The organism is Lentibacillus sp. (assembly GCF_035301675.1).
Lineage (GTDB): Bacteria > Bacillota > Bacilli > Bacillales > Amphibacillaceae > Lentibacillus.
Genome location: NZ_DATGTT010000102.1, coordinates 1 through 19,697 on the forward strand (window position 1 = coordinate 1; position 19,697 = coordinate 19,697).

At 40.1% G+C, this 19,697-nt stretch carries 24 protein-coding genes and 1 pseudogene; 1 reads left to right on the forward strand and 24 read right to left on the reverse strand.

Annotated elements, in window-relative coordinates; all coding sequences use genetic code 11:
- The 22 genes and pseudogenes from VK097_RS15405 to VK097_RS14430 all read right to left on the reverse strand — a co-directional run.
- Positions 1 to 132 (reverse strand): annotated as a pseudogene (locus VK097_RS15405) (ABC transporter ATP-binding protein); the annotation flags it as partial.
- Positions 99 to 545, reverse strand: coding sequence for an ABC transporter ATP-binding protein (locus tag VK097_RS14335; protein ID WP_324212483.1), 447 nt, complete (start codon positions 543 to 545; stop codon positions 99 to 101). The gene VK097_RS14335 and the pseudogene VK097_RS15405, both read right to left, overlap by 34 nt.
- On the reverse strand, positions 542 to 769 hold the full coding sequence (locus VK097_RS14340) for an AbrB/MazE/SpoVT family DNA-binding domain-containing protein (RefSeq protein ID WP_324212484.1): 228 nt from the start codon (positions 767 to 769) through the stop codon (positions 542 to 544). The genes VK097_RS14335 and VK097_RS14340 overlap by 4 nt, the downstream gene beginning before the upstream one ends.
- A 403-nt stretch (positions 770 to 1,172) precedes the next feature.
- Positions 1,173 to 1,688, reverse strand: a complete 516-nt coding sequence (locus VK097_RS14345) for a GNAT family N-acetyltransferase (RefSeq protein WP_324212485.1) — start codon at positions 1,686 to 1,688, stop codon at positions 1,173 to 1,175.
- A 163-nt stretch (positions 1,689 to 1,851) separates the two neighbouring features.
- Complete coding sequence (locus VK097_RS14350; RefSeq protein ID WP_324212486.1) at positions 1,852 to 2,004, reverse strand: hypothetical protein; 153 nt, start codon at positions 2,002 to 2,004, stop codon at positions 1,852 to 1,854.
- A 73-nt stretch (positions 2,005 to 2,077) separates the two neighbouring features.
- The gene (locus VK097_RS14355; RefSeq protein ID WP_324212487.1) at positions 2,078 to 2,962 is read right to left on the reverse strand and encodes a permease; all 885 of its coding nucleotides are present in this window, start codon (positions 2,960 to 2,962) and stop codon (positions 2,078 to 2,080) included.
- Between the two features lie 93 nt (positions 2,963 to 3,055).
- Positions 3,056 to 3,376 (reverse strand): ArsR/SmtB family transcription factor, encoded by a 321-nt coding sequence (locus tag VK097_RS14360; protein WP_324212488.1) that lies wholly within the window; start codon positions 3,374 to 3,376, stop codon positions 3,056 to 3,058.
- A gap of 77 nt (positions 3,377 to 3,453) precedes the next feature.
- Complete coding sequence (locus VK097_RS15490; RefSeq protein ID WP_414672186.1) at positions 3,454 to 3,804, reverse strand: arsenic metallochaperone ArsD family protein; 351 nt, start codon at positions 3,802 to 3,804, stop codon at positions 3,454 to 3,456.
- Positions 3,695 to 4,114: an arsenate reductase (thioredoxin) gene (arsC, locus tag VK097_RS14365; RefSeq protein WP_324212489.1), complete on the reverse strand. Its 420-nt coding sequence runs from the start codon at positions 4,112 to 4,114 to the stop codon at positions 3,695 to 3,697. The genes VK097_RS15490 and arsC overlap by 110 nt, the downstream gene beginning before the upstream one ends.
- A gap of 71 nt (positions 4,115 to 4,185) precedes the next feature.
- The gene (locus tag VK097_RS14370; protein ID WP_324212490.1) at positions 4,186 to 5,484 is read right to left on the reverse strand and encodes an arsenic transporter; all 1,299 of its coding nucleotides are present in this window, start codon (positions 5,482 to 5,484) and stop codon (positions 4,186 to 4,188) included.
- Positions 5,485 to 5,497: 13 nt separating this feature from the next.
- Positions 5,498 to 5,842, reverse strand: a complete 345-nt coding sequence (locus VK097_RS14375; protein ID WP_324212491.1) for an ArsR/SmtB family transcription factor — start codon at positions 5,840 to 5,842, stop codon at positions 5,498 to 5,500.
- 641 nt (positions 5,843 to 6,483) lie between these two features.
- The gene (locus VK097_RS14380) at positions 6,484 to 7,128 is read right to left on the reverse strand and encodes a transporter (RefSeq protein WP_324212492.1); all 645 of its coding nucleotides are present in this window, start codon (positions 7,126 to 7,128) and stop codon (positions 6,484 to 6,486) included.
- Positions 7,129 to 7,229: 101 nt separating this feature from the next.
- Positions 7,230 to 7,505: a GNAT family N-acetyltransferase gene (locus VK097_RS14385; protein ID WP_324212493.1), complete on the reverse strand. Its 276-nt coding sequence runs from the start codon at positions 7,503 to 7,505 to the stop codon at positions 7,230 to 7,232.
- A gap of 81 nt (positions 7,506 to 7,586) precedes the next feature.
- Positions 7,587 to 8,528: a heme o synthase gene (gene cyoE / locus VK097_RS14390; RefSeq protein WP_324212494.1), complete on the reverse strand. Its 942-nt coding sequence runs from the start codon at positions 8,526 to 8,528 to the stop codon at positions 7,587 to 7,589.
- Between the two features lie 304 nt (positions 8,529 to 8,832).
- A complete protein-coding gene (locus VK097_RS14395; protein WP_324212495.1) occupies positions 8,833 to 9,621 on the reverse strand; it encodes a GNAT family N-acetyltransferase in 789 nt (262 codons plus the stop codon).
- A 338-nt stretch (positions 9,622 to 9,959) separates the two neighbouring features.
- On the reverse strand, positions 9,960 to 10,904 hold the full coding sequence (locus VK097_RS14400) for a glycine betaine ABC transporter substrate-binding protein (RefSeq protein WP_324212496.1): 945 nt from the start codon (positions 10,902 to 10,904) through the stop codon (positions 9,960 to 9,962).
- A gap of 49 nt (positions 10,905 to 10,953) precedes the next feature.
- Positions 10,954 to 11,649 (reverse strand): cysteine hydrolase family protein, encoded by a 696-nt coding sequence (locus VK097_RS14405; protein WP_324212497.1) that lies wholly within the window; start codon positions 11,647 to 11,649, stop codon positions 10,954 to 10,956.
- Complete coding sequence (locus VK097_RS14410; RefSeq protein WP_324212498.1) at positions 11,600 to 12,163, reverse strand: GbsR/MarR family transcriptional regulator; 564 nt, start codon at positions 12,161 to 12,163, stop codon at positions 11,600 to 11,602. The genes VK097_RS14405 and VK097_RS14410 overlap by 50 nt, the downstream gene beginning before the upstream one ends.
- Before the next feature lie 242 nt (positions 12,164 to 12,405).
- On the reverse strand, positions 12,406 to 13,665 hold the full coding sequence (locus tag VK097_RS14415; RefSeq protein ID WP_324212499.1) for a YeeE/YedE family protein: 1,260 nt from the start codon (positions 13,663 to 13,665) through the stop codon (positions 12,406 to 12,408).
- A gap of 506 nt (positions 13,666 to 14,171) precedes the next feature.
- Complete coding sequence (locus tag VK097_RS14420) at positions 14,172 to 14,708, reverse strand: DUF1572 family protein (protein ID WP_324212500.1); 537 nt, start codon at positions 14,706 to 14,708, stop codon at positions 14,172 to 14,174.
- An 87-nt stretch (positions 14,709 to 14,795) separates the two neighbouring features.
- The gene (locus tag VK097_RS14425) at positions 14,796 to 15,473 is read right to left on the reverse strand and encodes a YqeB family protein (protein ID WP_324212501.1); all 678 of its coding nucleotides are present in this window, start codon (positions 15,471 to 15,473) and stop codon (positions 14,796 to 14,798) included.
- Positions 15,474 to 15,507: 34 nt separating this feature from the next.
- The gene (locus VK097_RS14430) at positions 15,508 to 16,101 is read right to left on the reverse strand and encodes a TetR/AcrR family transcriptional regulator (RefSeq protein ID WP_324212502.1); all 594 of its coding nucleotides are present in this window, start codon (positions 16,099 to 16,101) and stop codon (positions 15,508 to 15,510) included.
- Positions 16,102 to 16,303: 202 nt separating this feature from the next.
- Between VK097_RS14430 and VK097_RS14435 the strand changes: the two genes are divergently transcribed.
- Positions 16,304 to 16,537: a hexameric tyrosine-coordinated heme protein gene (locus VK097_RS14435; RefSeq protein WP_324212503.1), complete on the forward strand. Its 234-nt coding sequence runs from the start codon at positions 16,304 to 16,306 to the stop codon at positions 16,535 to 16,537.
- A 208-nt stretch (positions 16,538 to 16,745) separates the two neighbouring features.
- On the opposite strand, the gene VK097_RS14440 is transcribed toward VK097_RS14435, so the two are convergent.
- Entirely contained in the window at positions 16,746 to 17,714 is a 969-nt protein-coding gene (locus tag VK097_RS14440; RefSeq protein ID WP_324212505.1) for a tRNA dihydrouridine synthase, read from the reverse strand.
- 128 nt (positions 17,715 to 17,842) lie between these two features.
- Positions 17,843 to 19,228: a 23S rRNA (uracil(1939)-C(5))-methyltransferase RlmD gene (gene rlmD, locus VK097_RS14445; protein WP_324212504.1), complete on the reverse strand. Its 1,386-nt coding sequence runs from the start codon at positions 19,226 to 19,228 to the stop codon at positions 17,843 to 17,845.
- Positions 19,229 to 19,697 lie beyond the last annotated feature (469 nt).

A 19,697-nucleotide genomic window follows, 5' to 3' on the forward strand; every position in this document is an offset into this window, starting at 1 on the left:
ACCTTTCAATCCGTTGATGGTTTTCCATAAATTTCTTCTTGCTCTTACATCAAGCCCAAGTGTTGGCTCGTCAAGAAATAAAATTTCTGGATTTGTAATCAGTCCCATAGCGATATTAAGTTTACGTTGCATACCACCGGTAGTGAATCCGCCTTATCTTTTGCTCGTTTGGTTAGTCCGAAAATGGAAAGCATCTCATCCGTTTTTTTTATGGCTTCTTGGCGGCTATCACCATAGATTCTAGAAATCAATTCTAAATTCTCTCTTACAGATATTTTTTTAGCTACAGCAGTTTCCTGTGGAGAAACATTAATAATTCGTTTGACCGATTGCGGGTCATTGATGATGCTGTTCCCCATCAATAATGCGTCTCCACTTGTTGGTTCAAGTAAACAGGACAACATTTTTATCGTTGTTGTTTTTCCGGCACCGTTTGTACCAAGCAGCCCAAAAAGTTCTCCTTCTTTAACAGACAAACGAAGAGTGTCCACAGCTGATCGCTTTTTAAACTTTTTAGTCAAATCATTTACAGCAATGCCGTTCATTTGTTATCCCCCTCATCCTGTTCTTGTTCACCAAACACTTTTTCGACTAGCTCATCGTATAAATCACTTCTCATAATAGCAATACCTTGTTTCTCATCTCCTAGAAGCAGCACATTGTCGCCGGGCTTGAAATTAAAAATTTCCCTAGCGTCTTTCGGAATAACGATTTGTCCTTTTGATCCAATTTTTGCAGTCCAAGCATGTTTATCTTCAGGTCTTGTCATAATTTCCCCTCCAAAAGTATGTTTTGTATGATTTGTATGTTAAGTATAACTTATCATACATCAAACTGAACATCAACTCGAAATAAATGGAATTTCATTCATGAAATTGGCACAAATAACTACAGACCAATCCATACAGATTTAAGACTCCAATACTATTCTGTAGAAAATATTTGAGGACATTAAGCACTGTAGTTTAACAGCGTTAATGTCCCCTTAACTCCAATATTTTATTTTTCTATTCGTCAAGTCTGGTATGTAAATTATAGCACCTTAGAAAACCCGTTATTATGCCACAATCTGGCCCTTATGAGCAAGACGAGCACAGCTCTTATTCGATAACTGCGCCCGATTGCGGTATAAAGCTATGTAACCAAAGCACTCGTTTTAATAGCGATAAGTTTTATGTGAGTTTAATCCAAAACCTTTTCAAGACGTTTCTCTCATCGACATAATCCCAATCGCTTACCCCCCCGTTATTTACTATAACTTTTTTTGATGCTGTATTAGTCGAATTACAAACTAAAAGGACTTTTTCTAACTCTAATTCCCTTGCTTTTTCTAAGGCTAATGAGAGGATTTGGGTAGCATACCCCTGTTTTCTTTTTGAAGGTCTAATACTGGATCCAATATGACCGCCAGCATTAACCAGTGGTTCAGTTAAGCGGTGACGAATATTTACGACACCAATCAATTCGTGGCTATCTACTAACCAATAAGTTGAGCTTTCTGGTATCCAGCTTTCAGGTGGTTCTAACCCCTTTTCACAATCAGATAAATAATTAAGCATGGCCTGAAAGTTATCTGGTTCCTTTTTTATTACGAAAGGTATCATTTCTTCTCCGCTTTCCTTCCACTCCTGGTAAAAATCAATATACTTCTCCTTAAAGTCTGGATGTGTTAAAAACATACTTGGCATAACTCCCCTTCAAATTTCCATTTATTTTAACATAAGAGCGAACACATTCCTTGTTCCATTCTTGCGCCCGATCGTATTGCTGTACAAGGACATCCTTTTTAAACCGAAAGGGCTTGCTTGAGAAGCCCTTTCGGTTTAAATATACCTAACAATTCTTTAATTGTTAAGCCTCTTTCTGTTGTTCTTCACTGTTTTTCTCCGAAGGTCCGCAGCAACTTTCACTTTCCGTTGATTTGACTTCTTCAATTTCAACGCTGCAGCAGTCTTGGTTAGGTTTAGAGAACAACTTTTTAAGACCAGACTTTTTCTCTGCCATGAATATCACCTCCTCTAAAGGATAATTTGAATAATTATAGCTGCATTAACAGTTACAATAACTAATTTTAAATTTAAAACACTGAATTAATTATAAGACCAGTACCTATAGCTACGATTAAAATGGCTGAAGTGAAAGCCACTAAAAACTTCTTTTTAAATAACTTAGATAACATAACTACTTCTGGAATGCTTGCACCTGCACCACCGATGACCAACGCAATGACAGTTCCCATTGACATACCTTTTGATACAAGAGCATCTGCAATGGGCAACATAGTTTCAGGTCGAATGTACATTGGAACACCAATAACTGAAGCAATCATTACTGCAAATATTCCATCACCACTGGCGTATTTTGTAATGAAATCAGCCGGAATAAATCCATAAATAAATGCACCAATAAACACCCCTATGACTAAATATGGAAGCATTGGATAAAGAAATGCCCATGCATCATTTAGAGCTTGCTTAACCCTAGAACCTTGTTTATTACTAAAAAAGCCATCACCTTTAACGGTTACACTTTTATATGTTTCCGCAAAATTAAGTTTAGAAAATACAAATCCTGTTAAAACACTAAAAATACTTAGCACAACAAAATATATGAGGGCAATTTTCCAACCTAAAAGTGCCCAAAGCATAAAAATCATAACCGGGTTCATTAATGGTGAAGCAATTAAAAAACTCATTGAAGGACCAAATGGTACTTTTGAATTTAATAAGCCTGCAAGTATAGGTATCGTTGAACAGGAACAAAATGGTGTAATTGCACCAAAGAATGTACCGAGAATATAATTAACAGCTTTGTTTGGCCGGTTTAAGAACCTTTTGATTTTTTCTTCCGATACAACTTGCTGGATTAAACTCACAATAAAACTTACTACAATAAATAAAGCGAGCAATTCAGCAGATAGCATTAGGAATGTTTTTATAAACTCCATAATTGAATCTGTCATAATTAAAACTCCTCACCTAAGTATATCGACTTTTTTTGATATATTAATCAATAATTTTTGATGCATTTGGCAAAATAACAAAGGTGCCTCCTGTTAAAAAATTTTGCAACAAGTACCCTCAGATAAAACAACCTGTATTTGTCCTTCATTAATTCGATAATAGTTCCAAGTTCCATGTTTTTCGGGTAAAAGAATATTGGCTTTGACTAATTTCTTTAGGTGATAGGAAAGTTTGGATTGTTTTAAGTCCAATTTTTCTTCTAAATCACATACACATAAATACTTACTCGGACTTTTACTGATTTCATTTATAATTTTAAGTCGAATTTTATCAGCTAAAGCATTAAACATATTTTCATAAAAATCAAGTGCCTCATCTTCGCCTAATTCATTTACATTTTTAATTAATTCCATTATTCCACCTCCAACGAATAAATCAATTTTTTTTGATTTACGAACAGTATATTATACATAAAATGAAATTGCAACCGTTACATCAAATAAAGTTGATTTATCCATCGTTCTTTTACTTTCGAATTGGCTAAAGTGTTGGTATCGTCCCAATTAAACATGATTTTCACATGTATCTCGGATGTACTCGGACCACTAACTCCTGTAGAACAACACATTGCCGGATCATAGATTTCAACTCTCTTCATGTCTATACATTTCCTCATCCTTATGTTATAGCTTGCAGAAAAGCCATGAGACTTCTCATGGGTTCTCTGATGTTCATTCTCCTGTTTCAGCAAAACGTTTAATTCTCTCACCAATTTCATCACGTACACGTTGAAATTCTTCCCATTTTTCTTCATCTGTTCCCTTTGCTTTTGCAGGATCATCAAATCCCCAGTGATCTCTCTTTACACGAGGTGGTGTCATTGGACATTTGTCTGCCGCATCTCCACAAAGCGTAACAGCCATAGCTGCATTATTTAAAACTTCCGGATCAATCATTTCTGATTTTTGATCCGAGATGTCAATATTAACTTCATTCATTGCTTTAACTGCACTTGGATTTAAACCATGTGCTTCAATCCCTGCACTTTTCACGTCCCATTCGTCGCTTAAATACTTTTTCGCCCAGCCTTCCGCTATTTGGCTTCTGCAAGAGTTCCCAGTACATAAAAAGTAAATTGTTTTTTTAGACATGTGAGTTATTCTCCTTTTCATTTGCTTACTTATTTCTCCAAGGAAAGATATCATACTAAGCTAAAACCATATTATAAAATAAGCCACAACCAAACATATAATCCTGTTAACGTAATAAACAATGTGGGAATCGTTAAAATGATACCCACTTTAAAATAATATCCCCAGGAAATTTTAAATCCTTTTGTTGAAAGAACATGAAGCCATAGTAATGTCGCTAACGATCCAATTGGCGTAATTTTTGGACCTAAATCAGATCCAATGACGTTCGCATAGATTAACGCTTCTTTCATAACCCCCGATGTATTTGTTTCAGCAATTGCCAATGCATCAATCATAACGGTTGGCATATTGTTCATGATCGATGATAAAAATGCCGCAATGAATCCCATTGAGATTGTGGCAACAAATAGCCCCTGCTCTGCCGCAGACTGAATAACATTAGCCAGCACATCGGTTAATCCGACATTACGTAACCCATAAACGACGACATACATTCCTACAGAGAAAAAGACAATATCCCATGGCGCTCCTTTTACGACTTTAACAGTCTCTACCGCAGAACTTCTTCTAGCCATTATTAGGAAGAAGATCGCAACAATACCCGCTATAATTGAGACAGGGATTTCCAATGGTTGACTTGCAAAATACCCAACCAGTAGTATCGCAAGTACGCCCCAGGACAAGCGAAACATTTTAAGATCCTTGATTGCTTGCTTTGGTTCTTCCAGTTGATTTACATCATAATCTTCCGGAATACTTTTCCTAAAGAACAGATAGAGCACCAGAATACTTGCACCGATCGAAAAGAGGTTTGGAACAACCATCCGTGTCGCGTATTCAATAAACCCAATTCCAAAGAAGTCTGCTGAAACGATGTTAACCAAGTTACTCACAACAAGCGGCAGCGAGGCAGTATCCGCGATAAAACCACTCGCCATAATGAATGGCAGAATCATCTTTTCTTTAAAGTTTAAGTTTCTTACCATCGCGAGTACGATCGGCGTGAGAATTAGCGCAGCTCCGTCATTGGCAAAAAGGGCGGCAACAACAGCACCCAGTAGAATCACGTAAACAAACATTTTCTTTCCGTTACCTTTGGCTATTCGAGCCATATGTAAGGCAGCCCATTCAAAAAAGCCAATTTCATCAAGTATGAGTGAAATAATAATAATCGCTACAAAGGCCAATGTGGCGTTCCAAACAATGTCCGTTACGGCTAATACATCTTGAAAGTTAACCACACCTGCTATTAACGCTAAAATTGCTCCCCCACAAGCGGACCAGCCAATTCCCAGGTTTTTTGGCTGCCAAATAACTAATACAAGCGTAAGTACAAAAATAATCGTTGCTACAATCGCTAAATTCAAATGAATCCCCCTACTAGCAGCACTGAATACGTAATCCAGCATCCTCCAGTGCACGTAATTTCTCTTTCTGATCAGGTATTTGTTCTAATACCTGTTGAATGATTGGATATGTGGTATGGGAAGTATTTAATGAGTAAAAAATCCATTGTCCTTTTCGCTGTTCTTTTACAATACCGGCATCCCTCAGTTTCCTTAAGTGCTGGCTAATGGCCGGCTGACTCATTTGCAGGACTTCAACAAATTCGCATACACAACATTCCCCTTCTCTTACTAATCCCAAAATCGTTAAGCGGTTTTTATCACCTAGCAGTTTTAACGTTTGGGCGGCATTTTCCAATTCAATTATTGTTTTTTCCATGAGCAACACCTCGCATCATTAGTATATAAGCATATGCTTATATATGCAACAACAAATTACTCATCTATTCCATGAATGAGTTCGAAAATTCTGCAAAAATCATTATAAGCATATATTTTCGCTTTGTTTTAAAAGAAGTTGATCTTCCGCAATATGGCCCGTTTGTTGTATACGAATATTTTAACATAATGAATTCGCACCTTCTAAAAAATCGGAAATTTTATGTAACTTTTTATAAATTAACACCATATTTACCACATCCAAAGAACAAGCATTTTGGCAGACAATTTAACAAGGGTACATAAATTTATGTACATCTGATAATTCGTATGTTATTTGGTATGTTATTTCGTAGTATAAGTTGAATCAAGCATTGTCATATCAATAAAAAAGGGGATATAAATCACTTGTGATTTATATCCCTGAAATTTATGCTATTTTGTATTTTCTCTCCCTAAACTGAACCCGTTACATTTAGGGGCAGGTCTTTTCGTATTTTGCCGGGAATGTTTATTTGGCGCCCTCGGATTAGAATATGAATTTAATAAAAAACAGAGCTGGCTTTGAGAAACTATAACGATTATATAGAAAGCTACAGCGATTCTTAGTTCAACTACAGCGCACCGCTATAGATTATCCATTCAATTTTTGGCTTCCTGTCGTTCATCTGAATCCGGTCCACGCTTACTTTTAAACCGTTTATAAATGACATCAATGCGATTAAACACCCACTGCAGTGCAAGCCCCTGAATGGCAATACCAAGAACGGAGACCACTGTCAATGTCCAGACTGACATAGACTGGTTAATCTCAAACACCCTATGGCCAAAAAAGAGCAAATAGCCGAAGACCACGAACAATGCATCAAAATAAGTCTCGGCAGAACTCTCAATTATCCAGATAAGAATGCCTTCTGCAAGCAGCAAAAACAGGATAATGGACAAAATCAGCGACTTCGATTGAAATGTCAGTTTTTCAACAAAGGGCACAACATAATATTTTGTAATTGTTTTTATCCGGAAAAAATAGATTAACCGTACGATTCTGGCCATCTGAAAAAACTGATCAAACGGGATAATAGCAATGATAAGAAACGGATTTTGTTTGATAAAATCCCACTTCGAACCCGATATGATAAAACGGACGGTAAAATCAGCAAAAAACACAGCCCAGACAATCCAGCTTACTGTCGAGTTATACGTGTCATCCGACCAAATAGTTATGATTGTGAGCATCACGAGTAATATCATGATGCTTTCATAAATGATTTTTGCCACTTTTTGCATGGTTTGTCCCTCTTCCGACTGACTTATAATATATTATATAAAAAAAGCCAGGGAAGTGTAACCCTGGCGAATTTTGCAATTCATTTTGACGATGCCTGTTATCAGGCGAGTACATCCCGGTATTCAGATGTTTCCTCCATTTTCTTCTTAGTGTAAGAACATGTCGGGTCTATTTTCTTCCCTTCGCTGCGTGCGTGTTCGACCATTCTTCCGACAAGCTTGCCGCCGACGCCTTCACCGCGAAGTTCTTCGGAAACATACGTATGGTCAACATTCAGCACATGCTCGCCGATTTCCTTAAATGTGATTTCTGCTTTTGGATTTTGCTCATCGTCGCCGATATAAAACTTGTGGTCACCTTTTTTGATATCTGCCATAAAGATTACCTCCTCAAAATGCTCAACAAAATCAATGTTGATTACATTATTCCCGTTTTATAACAAAATAATCTTCCATCCTTACCCGAACCATGGAGCTGTAGCAATAATCGCGGCCACAAAAATAATCATTAAATAGTTCACCGATACCATAAACATTTTATCCGCCCATTTCCGGGTATCTTTGGCAAACAGACCGTTAATCGCCAAGGCAAAATATCCGATATTAAGAAGTGTTGAAATGATAACAAATGCTGTGCCAAGAGAAAACAGATAAAACGGCAGCGGCAGAAGGCATGCGATATAAACAACCATTTGCCGCTTCGTGATTTCCATGCCATGGACAACCGGCAGCATCGCAACGTCAGCCGCCTTGTACTCATCATATTTTCGTATGGCAATCGCAAATGTATGCGGCATTTGCCAAATGAAAATAATCAGTGCCAGTACAATCGGAACAATATTAGATGCCGGGGCAAGGGCTGACCAGCCTATTAACGGCGTCACTGCACCGGAAATGCTGCCGATGACTGTGTTCAGCGTATAACGGCGTTTTGCCCACAGCGTGTACAGCACGACATAAGTGAACCACCCGATAAGCGCATAAATGACTGCTTCTAACGTTGTAAAGGCTAACATAACCAGACCTATGATGCTTGTTGCCATTCCTATCCACAGAACGGTCCGGAGCCCGATATTGCCGGTAACGGTCGGCCGTGCTTTTGTTCTGTCCATTACGGTATCAATATCGACATCGTACCAGTTATTGAAAACAAGTGCACCGGCCATCACGAGCGTGCTGCCGATAATCGTCAGCAAAAATATACCAAAATTCGCCGCAAAGGACGCTTCTGTAAAATAGACGGCAAGCCAAAACCCTGCAAAAACCGGTACAGCATTGGCAATCAGCACCGGGATTTTAAAAAGTAGTTTCAGGTCCGCCACAATTGATGTTTGGTTGTCTTTCTCTGATGCAAAATCAGTACGATTTATATCTGATGAGGTGACAATTTGCCTGCTCATCCTATTCATCCTCTCAGTAAACATTCAGGCACTTGCGGACAGTCAGCCGCCTTCTTTTGGCGGGTACCGACCATTACATGCCGGATAACAAATAAAAAATACCTCTTTATATATTGTAATAGTTTGGTACCGTTTTTGTAAGCAGAATGAACTACAGGTGCGTGTTCAAAAAAGGAGGATAAAAAGACCGGGAAGGCAGTTTCGATCACTTTCACCTGACTTTTTGAACATCCTCTATAACTTCAGTTTGCTGCTTCTTTGGAATTTCATTCACCATTGAACACAGTAGGTATTATATCATGTTTCATACTTGCATGCGTGATTTCACAAAAATGTCATCCGAATCAATCCGCTGTGCCTCATATTTAAACCCCAAATACTGATAATTTTGCCGCTGATACATCTCCCGCGCTGTATCCTCACCGTCAGCAACCAGGATAATCGTCCGACCTTGAAACCCGTCCATGATAAACTGCTGCAATTGCCCGCCGATTCCTTTTCGCCGACGCGCCTCCCGGACGGACAGGTCATCAATTTCCACAAAATCATCTGAGAGAATCACGTTCATCGTTCCTGCAGTTTCTCCTTTATAGTAAGCAAGCACCTTCATATAGTTTTCATCGGCAAACTGCTTTTGATTCAGTTTCATCTTTTCATTGGCAAACGTTTCCCCGTTTTGCTTATCAGTTTCATATTGCAGACTAATGAAATCATTTAAATTGCCTTCAGTCACTTCCTCAACCCGGATATCCGGGTTTTCCTGCTGTGCCGGGAAATCGTTTGGCTGGATGGCATATAATTCCATCAACCCAATATCATAGCCATTATTCTCAAAATACTTTTGCAGCCCCGGCCTCGGTTTTTCATTTTCTGGAAACTCAAATTTTAAATGCGTCTGATTGTGCTTCTGATGGAAATCTTTTAAAAATGTCTCTGTCTGTTTGAATTCTTCCAGCGAAGGCATTTGTTTAAAATCGATAAAATTACTGTCATACCTGATCAGCATTTCCGGATAATGATAATGAATGTACTGTACATTCTCATCAATAACATGTCCAATTGTTTCAATGTCGTGGAATGTTGGGTTTCTCATATGAATCTCCCTTCTCTCTATGACAGCTGTTTAATAAAACAGTTTTATCCCCCATAATAATGGGTAGTAACCCGTCAAAGGATGACGACTAACTGACCTTAGATGCCCGATTTTGTTGAGGAAAAAGCGCCCCACTGAATGAAGTTTCTACTTTTCCCCGCATCTAATGGACAGTAACCCGCCGAAGTACGGCGGCTAACTGTCCTTAAATGCCCGATTCGGTTCAACTAACATTCAGTGGGAAAAAGCGTCCCACTGAATGAAGTTTCACTTTATTATACCAGAAAAGCAGAAACCATGGTGATGTGGCTTCTGCTTCTTTCATTCAATATTTATTATTACTCAACACCTTTTGTCCATTCATCAACGGTGTCCTGGTTATTGCTGACCCATTCTTCAGCCGCTTTGGCAGGGTCCATTCCATCGTTGATTTTCACCATTACTTCTCCGATTTGATCTTTTGTCCATTTAAACTGGTCAAGAATTTTGTGTGCCTTCGGAGCGTCTTTTTTCAAGCCATTCCGGACAATGGTATTGATATTGTCGGGATCGCCATAAATATTTTTTGGATCCTCAAGATACTTTAAGTCAAATTCTGAGAAAGTCCAGTGCGGTGACCAGAGTGTTACGATAATTGGTTCTTCATTTTCGATGGCCTCACTCAATGATGTCGCCATTGCCGGAGAAGAGCTTGCCTGCAATGTCCAATCATCAAGCCCATATTTTGGCATTACTTTCTCTTTCGTCAGTTTCATCTGTCCGGCTCCAGGTTCTATCCCTGTGATCGTATATTCCGTTTTATCCCCGACTGAATTTTTGTTTTCTTTCAGGTCTTCGATTGATTCAATATCCATATATTTCGGAACAACCAGTCCAAGCGGTGCCCCTTCCAGGTTTGGCCCAAGATGCTCCAGATCCTTTTTATACTTTTCCCAGTAACTCGCATCTGTGTGAGGCAGCCATACGCTTATTGTTGCATCTGCTGACCCATCGGAAACACTTGTATACATTGCACCGGAATTAACTTGCTTCAAGGTAACGTCATAACCTGCTTCTTCCAGTACGACTTCCATGACATGGTTGCTGGCTGTAGCTGATGCCCATGCAACGTAAGGAATCGTCAATTCTTCCTGACCAAGTTCCATTCCGCTGTCACTGTTTGAACCTTCTTCTGAGGCTTCATTGCCTTCATCTTCAGTGTTCCCGCTGCCGCCGCAAGCTGACAAAATCACCAATAGCAGTACAATACCAGCCTTACTCAACAACTTCATTCTCTTCAACACTTATTTGTCCTCCTCTATTGATTAAAATCTAAGACGTGATATGACGCATTTATTTGTTTAATTCTTTAAACACCTGACGCATGTTTTCAGGTGTGAACTGGAGTTGATCAGGATACGGTGCTTCCCAGTTCTTGTGTGATTCACCGTTAAGTTTCTTAATCATTTCAGGTGTATCAAATATGGCGAGATCATAAACCCAATTGGCCATCATCATGATCGATGCCATATGTGCACCTTCATTCGTAGCGCCGCAAATATCCTTGATTAAATTCACCTGATAATCACGGAAGTAAGCATCAAACACGGATGTCATCAAACAGCCGTCCGTGACAAATCCACCTATGATTAGATGTTTGATTCCCATATTCCTGAGCATCAGATCTAAACTTGTATCAAAAAAACTGCTCCAGCGATATTTATCAATTACAATGTCTCCTTCTTCAGGCTTGATCTGATCCATTATTTCCACGGCATCGGTCCCGTCATTGTAAAATACCGGTTTGCCATCTTCCGTCAAAGGTTCCTCATTTGACAGGCCAACCTTATCCTCACGGTTAACGTGCCGGGTGTATATGATCGGGATGCCAATTTTCCGGCATTCAGCAATCAGCTGTTCCGTCTTATTAACAACCGCATCCACGCCCTCAATGCCAAATTCACTTTCTTTTTGCACATCGATTAATACGAGTGCTGCATTACTCTTGTCCAGTGCTGTCATCTCCTTTGTATTTCGGAAAATGCTCAAATATCTCCCTTGATTCCATGGCATTTGCCAATCTGAGTGTCCAGTCAAAGTAGGTCATGGTTTGTTCGATATCTTTGAGGTCGCCCTGGGCCATTTCTTTCGCCTCTTCGGAATCACCATTTACTGCAATATCTTTCAGGGTGCCCTCCACTTGCTCATTCGCCCTTGAAATGATATTTCTTTCCTGTCGCAGCATTTTGGTAAAAAAAGCAAAAAAGTTTTTGAAGAAGTCTTTTTCGGCAATATAGTGATCTTTACGGTCGCCTTTTTTCCAGACTTTGATCACCATTTCTGTGTCAAGAAGATCCCTTAATCCCGTGCTGACACTTCCCTTGCTCATGGCAACCTGATCTTTAATTTCATCAAGATTGAGCGGTTTGTCCGCAAAATAAAGCACACCATAAATCCTTCCCACAGATGGTGTCACACCATAAATCACCATCGTCTGGGCAATTGCGCTTATAAGAATATCCCGTGACTCTTCAATTTTTTGACTATCATTATCGGCCACCATGATTCACCAACCTTATTTTGATCAGTATAATTTGTTCAATTTATTCTATTTATTTTGAACAATTTAATTAGATTATACAAAATACTATTATATATGTCAACTTTAGTTTGGCAAAAGTTAAAATATCGATGTATAGAATAAGAAAAAGACCGGATCTTTCTTAGAACCAGCCTTAATTGAGGATTTATTAAGATTTAAAGATTGTTGTTAGGTAGTTCGCTGCCTTTTAGAAGACAGCCCTTTTAACAAAACGAGTCTTTTGGTTTTGGAACGGACAACCCGAACATAGGTCTGAGGTAGAGCGCTATGAACGTTCCTCCCAGCGCCATAATGCCCCAAATATAGCCGTGCAGACTGAATGATGCGATACCGCCGAAGTAGGCACCGATATTGCAGCCGAATGCCAGTCGCGCACCATAGCCCATGAGCAACCCGCCAATAACTGACGCAGTGGCATTTTTGCCGTTAATCTTTGAAAATTTAAAAAGTCCGCCCGCAGCCGATGCAAGAAATGCACCAAGGATAACACCGAGATTAAGAACAGTGGTGGAATCAGCAAAAATTGATGATTCCAACGCAGCTGCGTTCGCACCCTGCCAGTATCCCCAACTGGCGACATCAACCCCAAAGAATTGCGCAACTTTTGATCCCCATAAGGCAAAAGCTGACGTAATGCCCCATGGCGTTCCACGCGTCATCAGTGTTAAAGCATTAAGAAGTGCTAATACGGCCGCAGCCGCGAACAATGGCCATGAACCGCGAAAAATACGCCTCCAGCCGTTCGTTGAGGGTTTTGGTGCCATTTTCGGCGGTCGTTTCTTTTTCTCCACTACCAGCGTAATCCAGGCAATCAAACTAAACAATGCAATCGATAATATCCAGGCACCACCATAGCCAAACCCTGTCGATGTTGCCAGTGAAACAGGCTCAAATGCCGGCAGGTCTTCGGTCCAGAAAGGCAGGTGATGTGCTCCAATTGTTGCACCAACAATAAAGAATAATAGCGTGATAAACATGACAGAGCGTCCGCCGCCGACTGCATAAAGTGTGCCGGACGCACACCCGCCGCCCAGCTGCATACCGACACCAAACATAAAGGCACCAACTAAAAGACTGACGCCTACCGGTGAAACATAACCGGAAACACTGCCACCAAAAAATGAGTACCCAAAAGCTAGAATCGGTGCAAATAATGTAACAGCGACCGCCAGCATTAACAGGTGCGATCTTAATGCCTTCCCATTTCCAACAGACGCCAGCCTGCGGAATGCCGATGTGAACCCAAACCGGGCATGGAATAATGTATACCCAAGCAAAAGACCGATCACAAGCAATAACGACTGTACGCTGTCCTGTGTTGCCATAAGGTAAATCAGCAGAATCGCTCCGGCAATCAGACCTCCAATGATCAATGGCATTTGCGGTTTGTTTAAATCAGTGTTTTTTTGCTGCATTGGATCCTTCACATCATCTATCGGTTGAACTTTTGCAGCTGAATCCATTTAAAACACCCTTTCCCTATCATTTTAGTTGGTTTTATTATATATCATAATAAAGGCTGATTGGTTTTGTGTCAAAATATTTTTCAATTAGGTATTAAAACAGACCTCCATACCGTTCAGCCAGACATTATCATAATGGACATGACACAATATAACCAGTCACGTCCCGAGTTTTGCATTTTCAGGTTATCGATATTGCGCGGACCGGGATGCTGCGAACCGGGTGCAGACATGCGAGGGCAATCTACAATGTGATGCGGATTGCAGCACAATTTTTCAGACGAGGAATTAATTGAGGAAATCCAGGATTACGATTTTTTGCGGCGGCGATCCTGCAGCAGTACGTCCCTTGTACCATCACCATTATCTGTCTGCTAATCCCATTCAAATGACTCGAGAAATTGATAAATATCCTCATACACCTGTTCACGGTCTTCACCAAGCGTGATAATATGACCGGAATGTTCATACCATTGTAATGTTTTTTTCTCCGCAATGATTCCCTATCAATCCTGATGTTTTTTCAGCATCTGCTGTAAATATTCTTCCGACTTTCCTTTGGGAATACTAAGGGTTTCCCACTCTTCACTTTTAAGTTGCTTGCCAATGTAAACGATTTGCCCGACATGATAAGCATAATGTGCCAGTTGTCTTTCAATCGCATCAATGACCGTATGGTTTTCACCGCGTATAGCAACATTTCTTAATAAATCCGCTCCATCTAATCCATTAATCGTTCCAAACAAAGAATTCCAGCCTTTTTCCCAGATTGAAATCATTTCCCGTTTTGACGATATGGTATTAATAAATTCCTGATCACGCTCTCTGCTTGTTTTTTCACCATCAGTGGTTAAAAAATCAGTCCATCTTGAAGTCATATTGCCGCTTAAGTGCTTAACGATAACTGCAATGCTATTTGAAGATTCATTTAAAAACCAGTGTATTTCATCTTCAGAAAATTGTTTGAGTGCCTCATCTCCAAGTTCCTTAACTTTATAAAATCTTTCCCGGACAACTTTTAAATACTCAGTACCAATGTTCATCAAATACCCCCTCACTTTAATCAAGCAATTCAACCTTTCACTATAAATTCCACATCCCCAAATGAAAGACTGATATATTTTTCCATATCATACGGCAAGTCTTACATATTGACCATTCTTCTCATCCTTGATAACAGCTCCCAATTCAGCCAGATCCTCCCGCAGATATTCAGCATCTTTCTTTTTATCCTCTTTCAATGCGTGTTCCCGCGCATGCAATAAAGCATTGATCTTTTCAGGAAAATCAGGGTGGCCCAAAACCCATCGCTGATATTTGTTTTTAAATGGATCTTCGTCATACCAGGGATATTGATAACTATTCAACGCTTCTCGAACAGTGTCTTTTTTCGTTTCTAGAAATCTTCTATATATTTCCTGGTTTTTTTGTCCAAGTATAATGAATTGCTTATTTTCCATATAGATGGCTGAGATATCTTGTTTATCAAAGGTATCCACCTTATTATCCAATTTTAATCGCAGCTGATGATCGGAAATCTTAATTTCAAGATTCTCTTGAAAAATAATAAATGCTAGCACTATGCCAGCAATAATTCCGATAATGGCAGCGGTAATTGTAAACCATAGACTCTCTGATGATGCAATGATTTCAATCAGCCGTTCCATAGGGACTATAGGTAGTTTCAGCAACCATCCGGCGATGACCGGAATAAACCAGCCAATCAAGCCTCCCAATGTCATAGGAATTAAAATAATAAGCGTTTTTTCATACTTACTATAACCAAGAAATGTTTCATCGTTTCTCATAAACACTTTCCTTTCGTTTTCAATGCTTGATAAATCATTTAACGATTTTCAAGATACTTTCTGTCAGTTTTTCATTATATTGTTCTATGCTTATATTATTTTGGAAAGTAAACATGGATTCCGATATTGCCCCTTGAATTACAGTTGTAATCACCCGAGGGTCAAAATTAGTAAATTCCTTTGATTCTTGTCCCTGGCTGAGAATGTCCAGTAATAGACTTTGTTTCATATCATCCTCATCATCTTCCAGCAAATAATATGGGGTATCATCGGGTGTACGTGCATTAAAGACGATTTCAATTAAAGCGATATTATTCGTTTTGTTTGTTACTTGATAAGCCAAACCAGCTTCTATAAATGCGATTAATTTATCTGTTGAAGACTGTTTTTGTGCAACACGCTCATTAATAAACACCCACTCTTTTTCAACTAAATACATTAATGTATTATTCATCAGATCCTCTTTACCAGAAAAATGGTAAGAAATAAGGCCGGTGCTTATCTTTGCTTTTTGTGCTATTTTAGCCAGACTCGTTTTTACATAGCCAATCTCTTTTAATACCTCAATTGCTGCCTTTATGATTTGTTCTCTCCTGGCATTTGCGATAAAGGATTGTCTGTCTTCCATAAAGTTTGCACCTCATCATTTATTTATTTGACTAATTTTTTGATTAATTGTTCAATCAATTTTAATTATATATATTTTTGTTTTTATGTCAAACCAAAATGTATAACAATGCGGAGGGCAGCCAAGTGAACTTATGATTTATGAACTTCCCATTTTAATGGGCATATATTATATATGAGTAATTATAAAGGGGATGAAATCCATGGAAAAATGGCTTAAAAGTTTAAAAACCAAAACACCGCAGGAGGGGTTTGAGTTAGCCATTACACTTGCGCAGAAAGGTGTACAATATACCCAGCCATCTGAAAAAATCAGAAAAAAATTGCGTCCTAAATACTCACAGAACGCAAAGAGTTTGATATCAGCTTCCCAAGTCATCGCAATAAATTTTCAAACAATAGCTGCTGCTAATAATTATTGGGAAAGACAGCGCTAATTAATTTCTGATTAATATCCATTTTATGTAAGCGTCCAGGTAAACCTGTTTAATATATAAGCGTCAATAATCCCTGTCTGAAAAAGGTGTGGGGATTGTTTGAAGGTTATGAGAACCCGGAAAATCATTGAAATTAGACAAAAGGACAGGTTTAATGCCCCGCTTCGCTTTTCCTTGAACGGGGGCACTTCTCCTGTCCACTCCTACCTTAGCACTCTTTCAACCCAAAGTTATCGAGCAATGCACGCACTTCATCTGTTGACTCTGTCATCATCAATTGACTTCTTAATTCATTCGCTCCTCGAAACCCGCGGACATATATCTTAAAAAAGCGACAAAGAGGTTTAAATGGACGTGGCTCAAATTCTTTTGAATATTTATCATGGAGATCAAGCTGTAACCTTAAGAGATCAACCAATTCCTTACTGCTATGTTCTGTCAGCTCTTTTTCAAACGCAAATGGATTTTTAAAAACACCACGCCCTATCATAACCCCATCAACACCGTATTGATGAGCGAGCTTCAAGCCAATTTGACGGTCGGCAATATCGCCATTGATTGTCAGAAGTGTATCTGGCGCCACATGATCACGAAGTTTTTTAATTTCCGGTATCAGTTCCCAATGAGCATCTACCTTGCTCATTTCCTTTTTTGTTCTAAGGTGAATGGAAAGATTAGCGATGTCTTGTTTGAATAAGTGTGTCAGCCAGTCGTGCCATTCATCTACATCAGTATAACCAAGCCGTGTTTTCACACTAACGGGCAGTCCTCCTGCTTTTGCTGCTTGTATTAGATCTGCTGCAACTTCCGGACGGCGGATAAGACCGCATCCCTTGCCCTTAGGTGCCACATTAGGTGCGGGACACCCCATATTGATATCCACACCTCTAAATCCCTGTTCCGCCATACCAATACTCATTTCTCTAAAGTTTTCAGGGCTATCACCCCATATATGAGCCACTATTGGTTGTTCATCTTCTGAAAAAGTCAAACGCCCTCGTACACTATAGATCCCCTCAGGGTGGCAATAACTTTCTGTGTTTGTAAACTCTGTAAAAAACACATCAGGTCTGGCTGCTTCACTAACTACATGGCGAAAAACAACATCCGTCACATCTTCCATTGGTGCCAGTACAAAAAACGGACGTGGTAAATGACGCCAAAAATTATCTTTCATATCCAAATTTAAAATCCTCTCATCATGAAAACAATATTTCTCTGATCCTTTTACACTTATACCATGCTTGAGTACTTTTTATCAAATTGACCGGAATTGTTTATTTTAACTGGGAAGATTATTTTTTATTAGACAACTTTCTTCTCCAGCCAGCACACCGCTTCAACATGATGTGTCTGCGGGAACATGTCAACCGGCTGGACTTCCTGTGTGGCATAGCCGCCATCTTCCAGGATACGCAGATCGCGGGCAAGTGTCGATGGGTTGCATGAGACATAAACAATCCGCTTCGGCTCCATGCCAAGCATTGCTTTCAGCAGTTCCTCATCGCAGCCTTTGCGGGGCGGATCCACGACAATCACGTCCGGGCGCATTCCCTGGCCGGTCCACCATGGCATCACTTTTTCCGCTTCGCCGACGTAGAATTCGGCATTGGTAAAACTATTCAATTTGGCATTTTTTTTCGCATCATCAATCGCTTCCGGGACGACTTCCACACCGTAAACTTTTTTGGCTTCCTGTGCCAAAAACAAAGAAATACTGCCAATTCCACAGTAGGCATCGACCACCGTATCATTGCTCCCGATCCGGGCATATTCCAAAGCTTTGTCATACAGTTTTTTTGTCTGGGGCGGATTAACCTGATAAAAAGACTTAGCGGATATGGCAAACTTAATGTCACCAATTTTGTCATAAATATAGTCTTCTCCCCAGATAGCCTTTGATGTTTTGCCCCATATGGAATTTGTCTTCTGGTCATTGATATTATGGACGATCGATTTGATATGCGGATAAGTCTTGATCAGTTCCTTGACCAACTCATCCTGGTGCGGCAAATCAGGTGTTCGTGTAATGATAACGATCATCGTATCCTTTGTCACCTCACCCGTACGGACGACAATATGTCTTAACACACCGGTATCATTTTGTTCATCATAAGCAGGGATGCCAAATCGGTCAGCTATTCGACGCACGGCTTCTACCATGCGATCATTCACTTCGTCCTGGATATTGCACGTTTCCATTCCCTCAATGATGCGGTGGCTCCGTTTTTGATAAAAACCGGTTTTTAGCTCACCGTCCTCTTTTTCCCCGACAGGCATCTGCACCTTATTGCGGTAACGCCATGGATCGTCCATGCGAATGATCGGGTGGACCGGCACGTCTTCCAGGTGAGCGATTTTCCGCATCGCATTCCTGACCTGTTCATGCTTCATATCCAGCTGCATGTCGTAGCTCATATGCTGCAGCTGGCATCCGCCACATTTATAATACACATCACACGGCGGCTCAACACGCTCCCCACTGGATTTGGTCACGTTGAGCAGTTTTCCGAACCCGAAATTTTTATTGACTTTAACGACCTTCACTTCGCCTTCTTCGCCCGGCAGCGCATAAGGGACAAATAACGGATAGCCATTGATTTTCCCGACACCGCTTCCTTCATGGGTCAAATCCTCAAACTGAAGTGTGACGGTCTGATTCTTTTTAACCGGTACTGCTTGTTTCGCCATTGGTATCTTCCTTTTCGTACATTAATGTGGTTCTAATCCTACCATATCCTCTGTTTAAGAACCAAGGCGCAAGCGCCCATTTAGCGACGTACGGACTGCGCCTGCGCGTCGCAGGTGGGTCGGCGTTGCCGCGCATCGCGGCGGTTTTAGCCGATCTGCCCCACTGGCCGCAGGAGATAAAGGAAACACGATGAACGTAAGTGAATCGCTGTTGACTTATCGGACGGAGGTGAAGGAAGTCACGCTACAGCTTTAGCGCTGGAGCCGGACGTGGCAATTTTTGATAAAGCATTCGTAGAGCCAAATTTTATAATTTCTTATATTACCAAAAAAACCGGTCACCTCCCCTAAATGAAGTGACCGGTTCCTCGTACAGCAGCTATTCCGTGACCATCTGCAGTTCAACCGGAATAAACTCATCGACAGATTCACCGCTGACAACAGACCCGACTGCGTCTATCGCATTTTC

Bases quoted from the DNA above. Each gene is read 5' to 3' on its own strand.
- VK097_RS14335 (WP_324212483.1), bottom strand. From the start codon at position 545: ATGAACGGCATTGCTGTAAATGATTTGACTAAAAAGTTTAAAAAGCGA.
- VK097_RS14340 (WP_324212484.1), bottom strand. From the start codon at position 769: ATGACAAGACCTGAAGATAAACATGCTTGGACTGCAAAAATTGGATCA.
- VK097_RS14345 (WP_324212485.1), bottom strand. From the start codon at position 1,688: ATGCCAAGTATGTTTTTAACACATCCAGACTTTAAGGAGAAGTATATT.
- VK097_RS14350 (WP_324212486.1), bottom strand. From the start codon at position 2,004: ATGGCAGAGAAAAAGTCTGGTCTTAAAAAGTTGTTCTCTAAACCTAAC.
- VK097_RS14355 (WP_324212487.1), bottom strand. From the start codon at position 2,962: ATGACAGATTCAATTATGGAGTTTATAAAAACATTCCTAATGCTATCT.
- VK097_RS14360 (WP_324212488.1), bottom strand. From the start codon at position 3,376: ATGGAATTAATTAAAAATGTAAATGAATTAGGCGAAGATGAGGCACTT.
- VK097_RS15490 (WP_414672186.1), bottom strand. From the start codon at position 3,804: ATGATCCTGCAAAAGCAAAGGGAACAGATGAAGAAAAATGGGAAGAAT.
- arsC (WP_324212489.1), bottom strand. From the start codon at position 4,114: ATGTCTAAAAAAACAATTTACTTTTTATGTACTGGGAACTCTTGCAGA.
- VK097_RS14375 (WP_324212491.1), bottom strand. From the start codon at position 5,842: ATGGAAAAAACAATAATTGAATTGGAAAATGCCGCCCAAACGTTAAAA.
- VK097_RS14380 (WP_324212492.1), bottom strand. From the start codon at position 7,128: ATGCAAAAAGTGGCAAAAATCATTTATGAAAGCATCATGATATTACTC.
- VK097_RS14385 (WP_324212493.1), bottom strand. From the start codon at position 7,505: ATGGCAGATATCAAAAAAGGTGACCACAAGTTTTATATCGGCGACGAT.
- cyoE (WP_324212494.1), bottom strand. From the start codon at position 8,528: ATGAGCAGGCAAATTGTCACCTCATCAGATATAAATCGTACTGATTTT.
- VK097_RS14395 (WP_324212495.1), bottom strand. From the start codon at position 9,621: ATGAGAAACCCAACATTCCACGACATTGAAACAATTGGACATGTTATT.
- VK097_RS14410 (WP_324212498.1), bottom strand. From the start codon at position 12,163: ATGGTGGCCGATAATGATAGTCAAAAAATTGAAGAGTCACGGGATATT.
- VK097_RS14415 (WP_324212499.1), bottom strand. From the start codon at position 13,665: ATGGATTCAGCTGCAAAAGTTCAACCGATAGATGATGTGAAGGATCCA.
- VK097_RS14420 (WP_324212500.1), bottom strand. From the start codon at position 14,708: ATGAACATTGGTACTGAGTATTTAAAAGTTGTCCGGGAAAGATTTTAT.
- VK097_RS14425 (WP_324212501.1), bottom strand. From the start codon at position 15,473: ATGAGAAACGATGAAACATTTCTTGGTTATAGTAAGTATGAAAAAACG.
- VK097_RS14430 (WP_324212502.1), bottom strand. From the start codon at position 16,101: ATGGAAGACAGACAATCCTTTATCGCAAATGCCAGGAGAGAACAAATC.
- VK097_RS14435 (WP_324212503.1), top strand. From the start codon at position 16,304: ATGGAAAAATGGCTTAAAAGTTTAAAAACCAAAACACCGCAGGAGGGG.
- VK097_RS14440 (WP_324212505.1), bottom strand. From the start codon at position 17,714: ATGAAAGATAATTTTTGGCGTCATTTACCACGTCCGTTTTTTGTACTG.
- rlmD (WP_324212504.1), bottom strand. From the start codon at position 19,228: ATGGCGAAACAAGCAGTACCGGTTAAAAAGAATCAGACCGTCACACTT.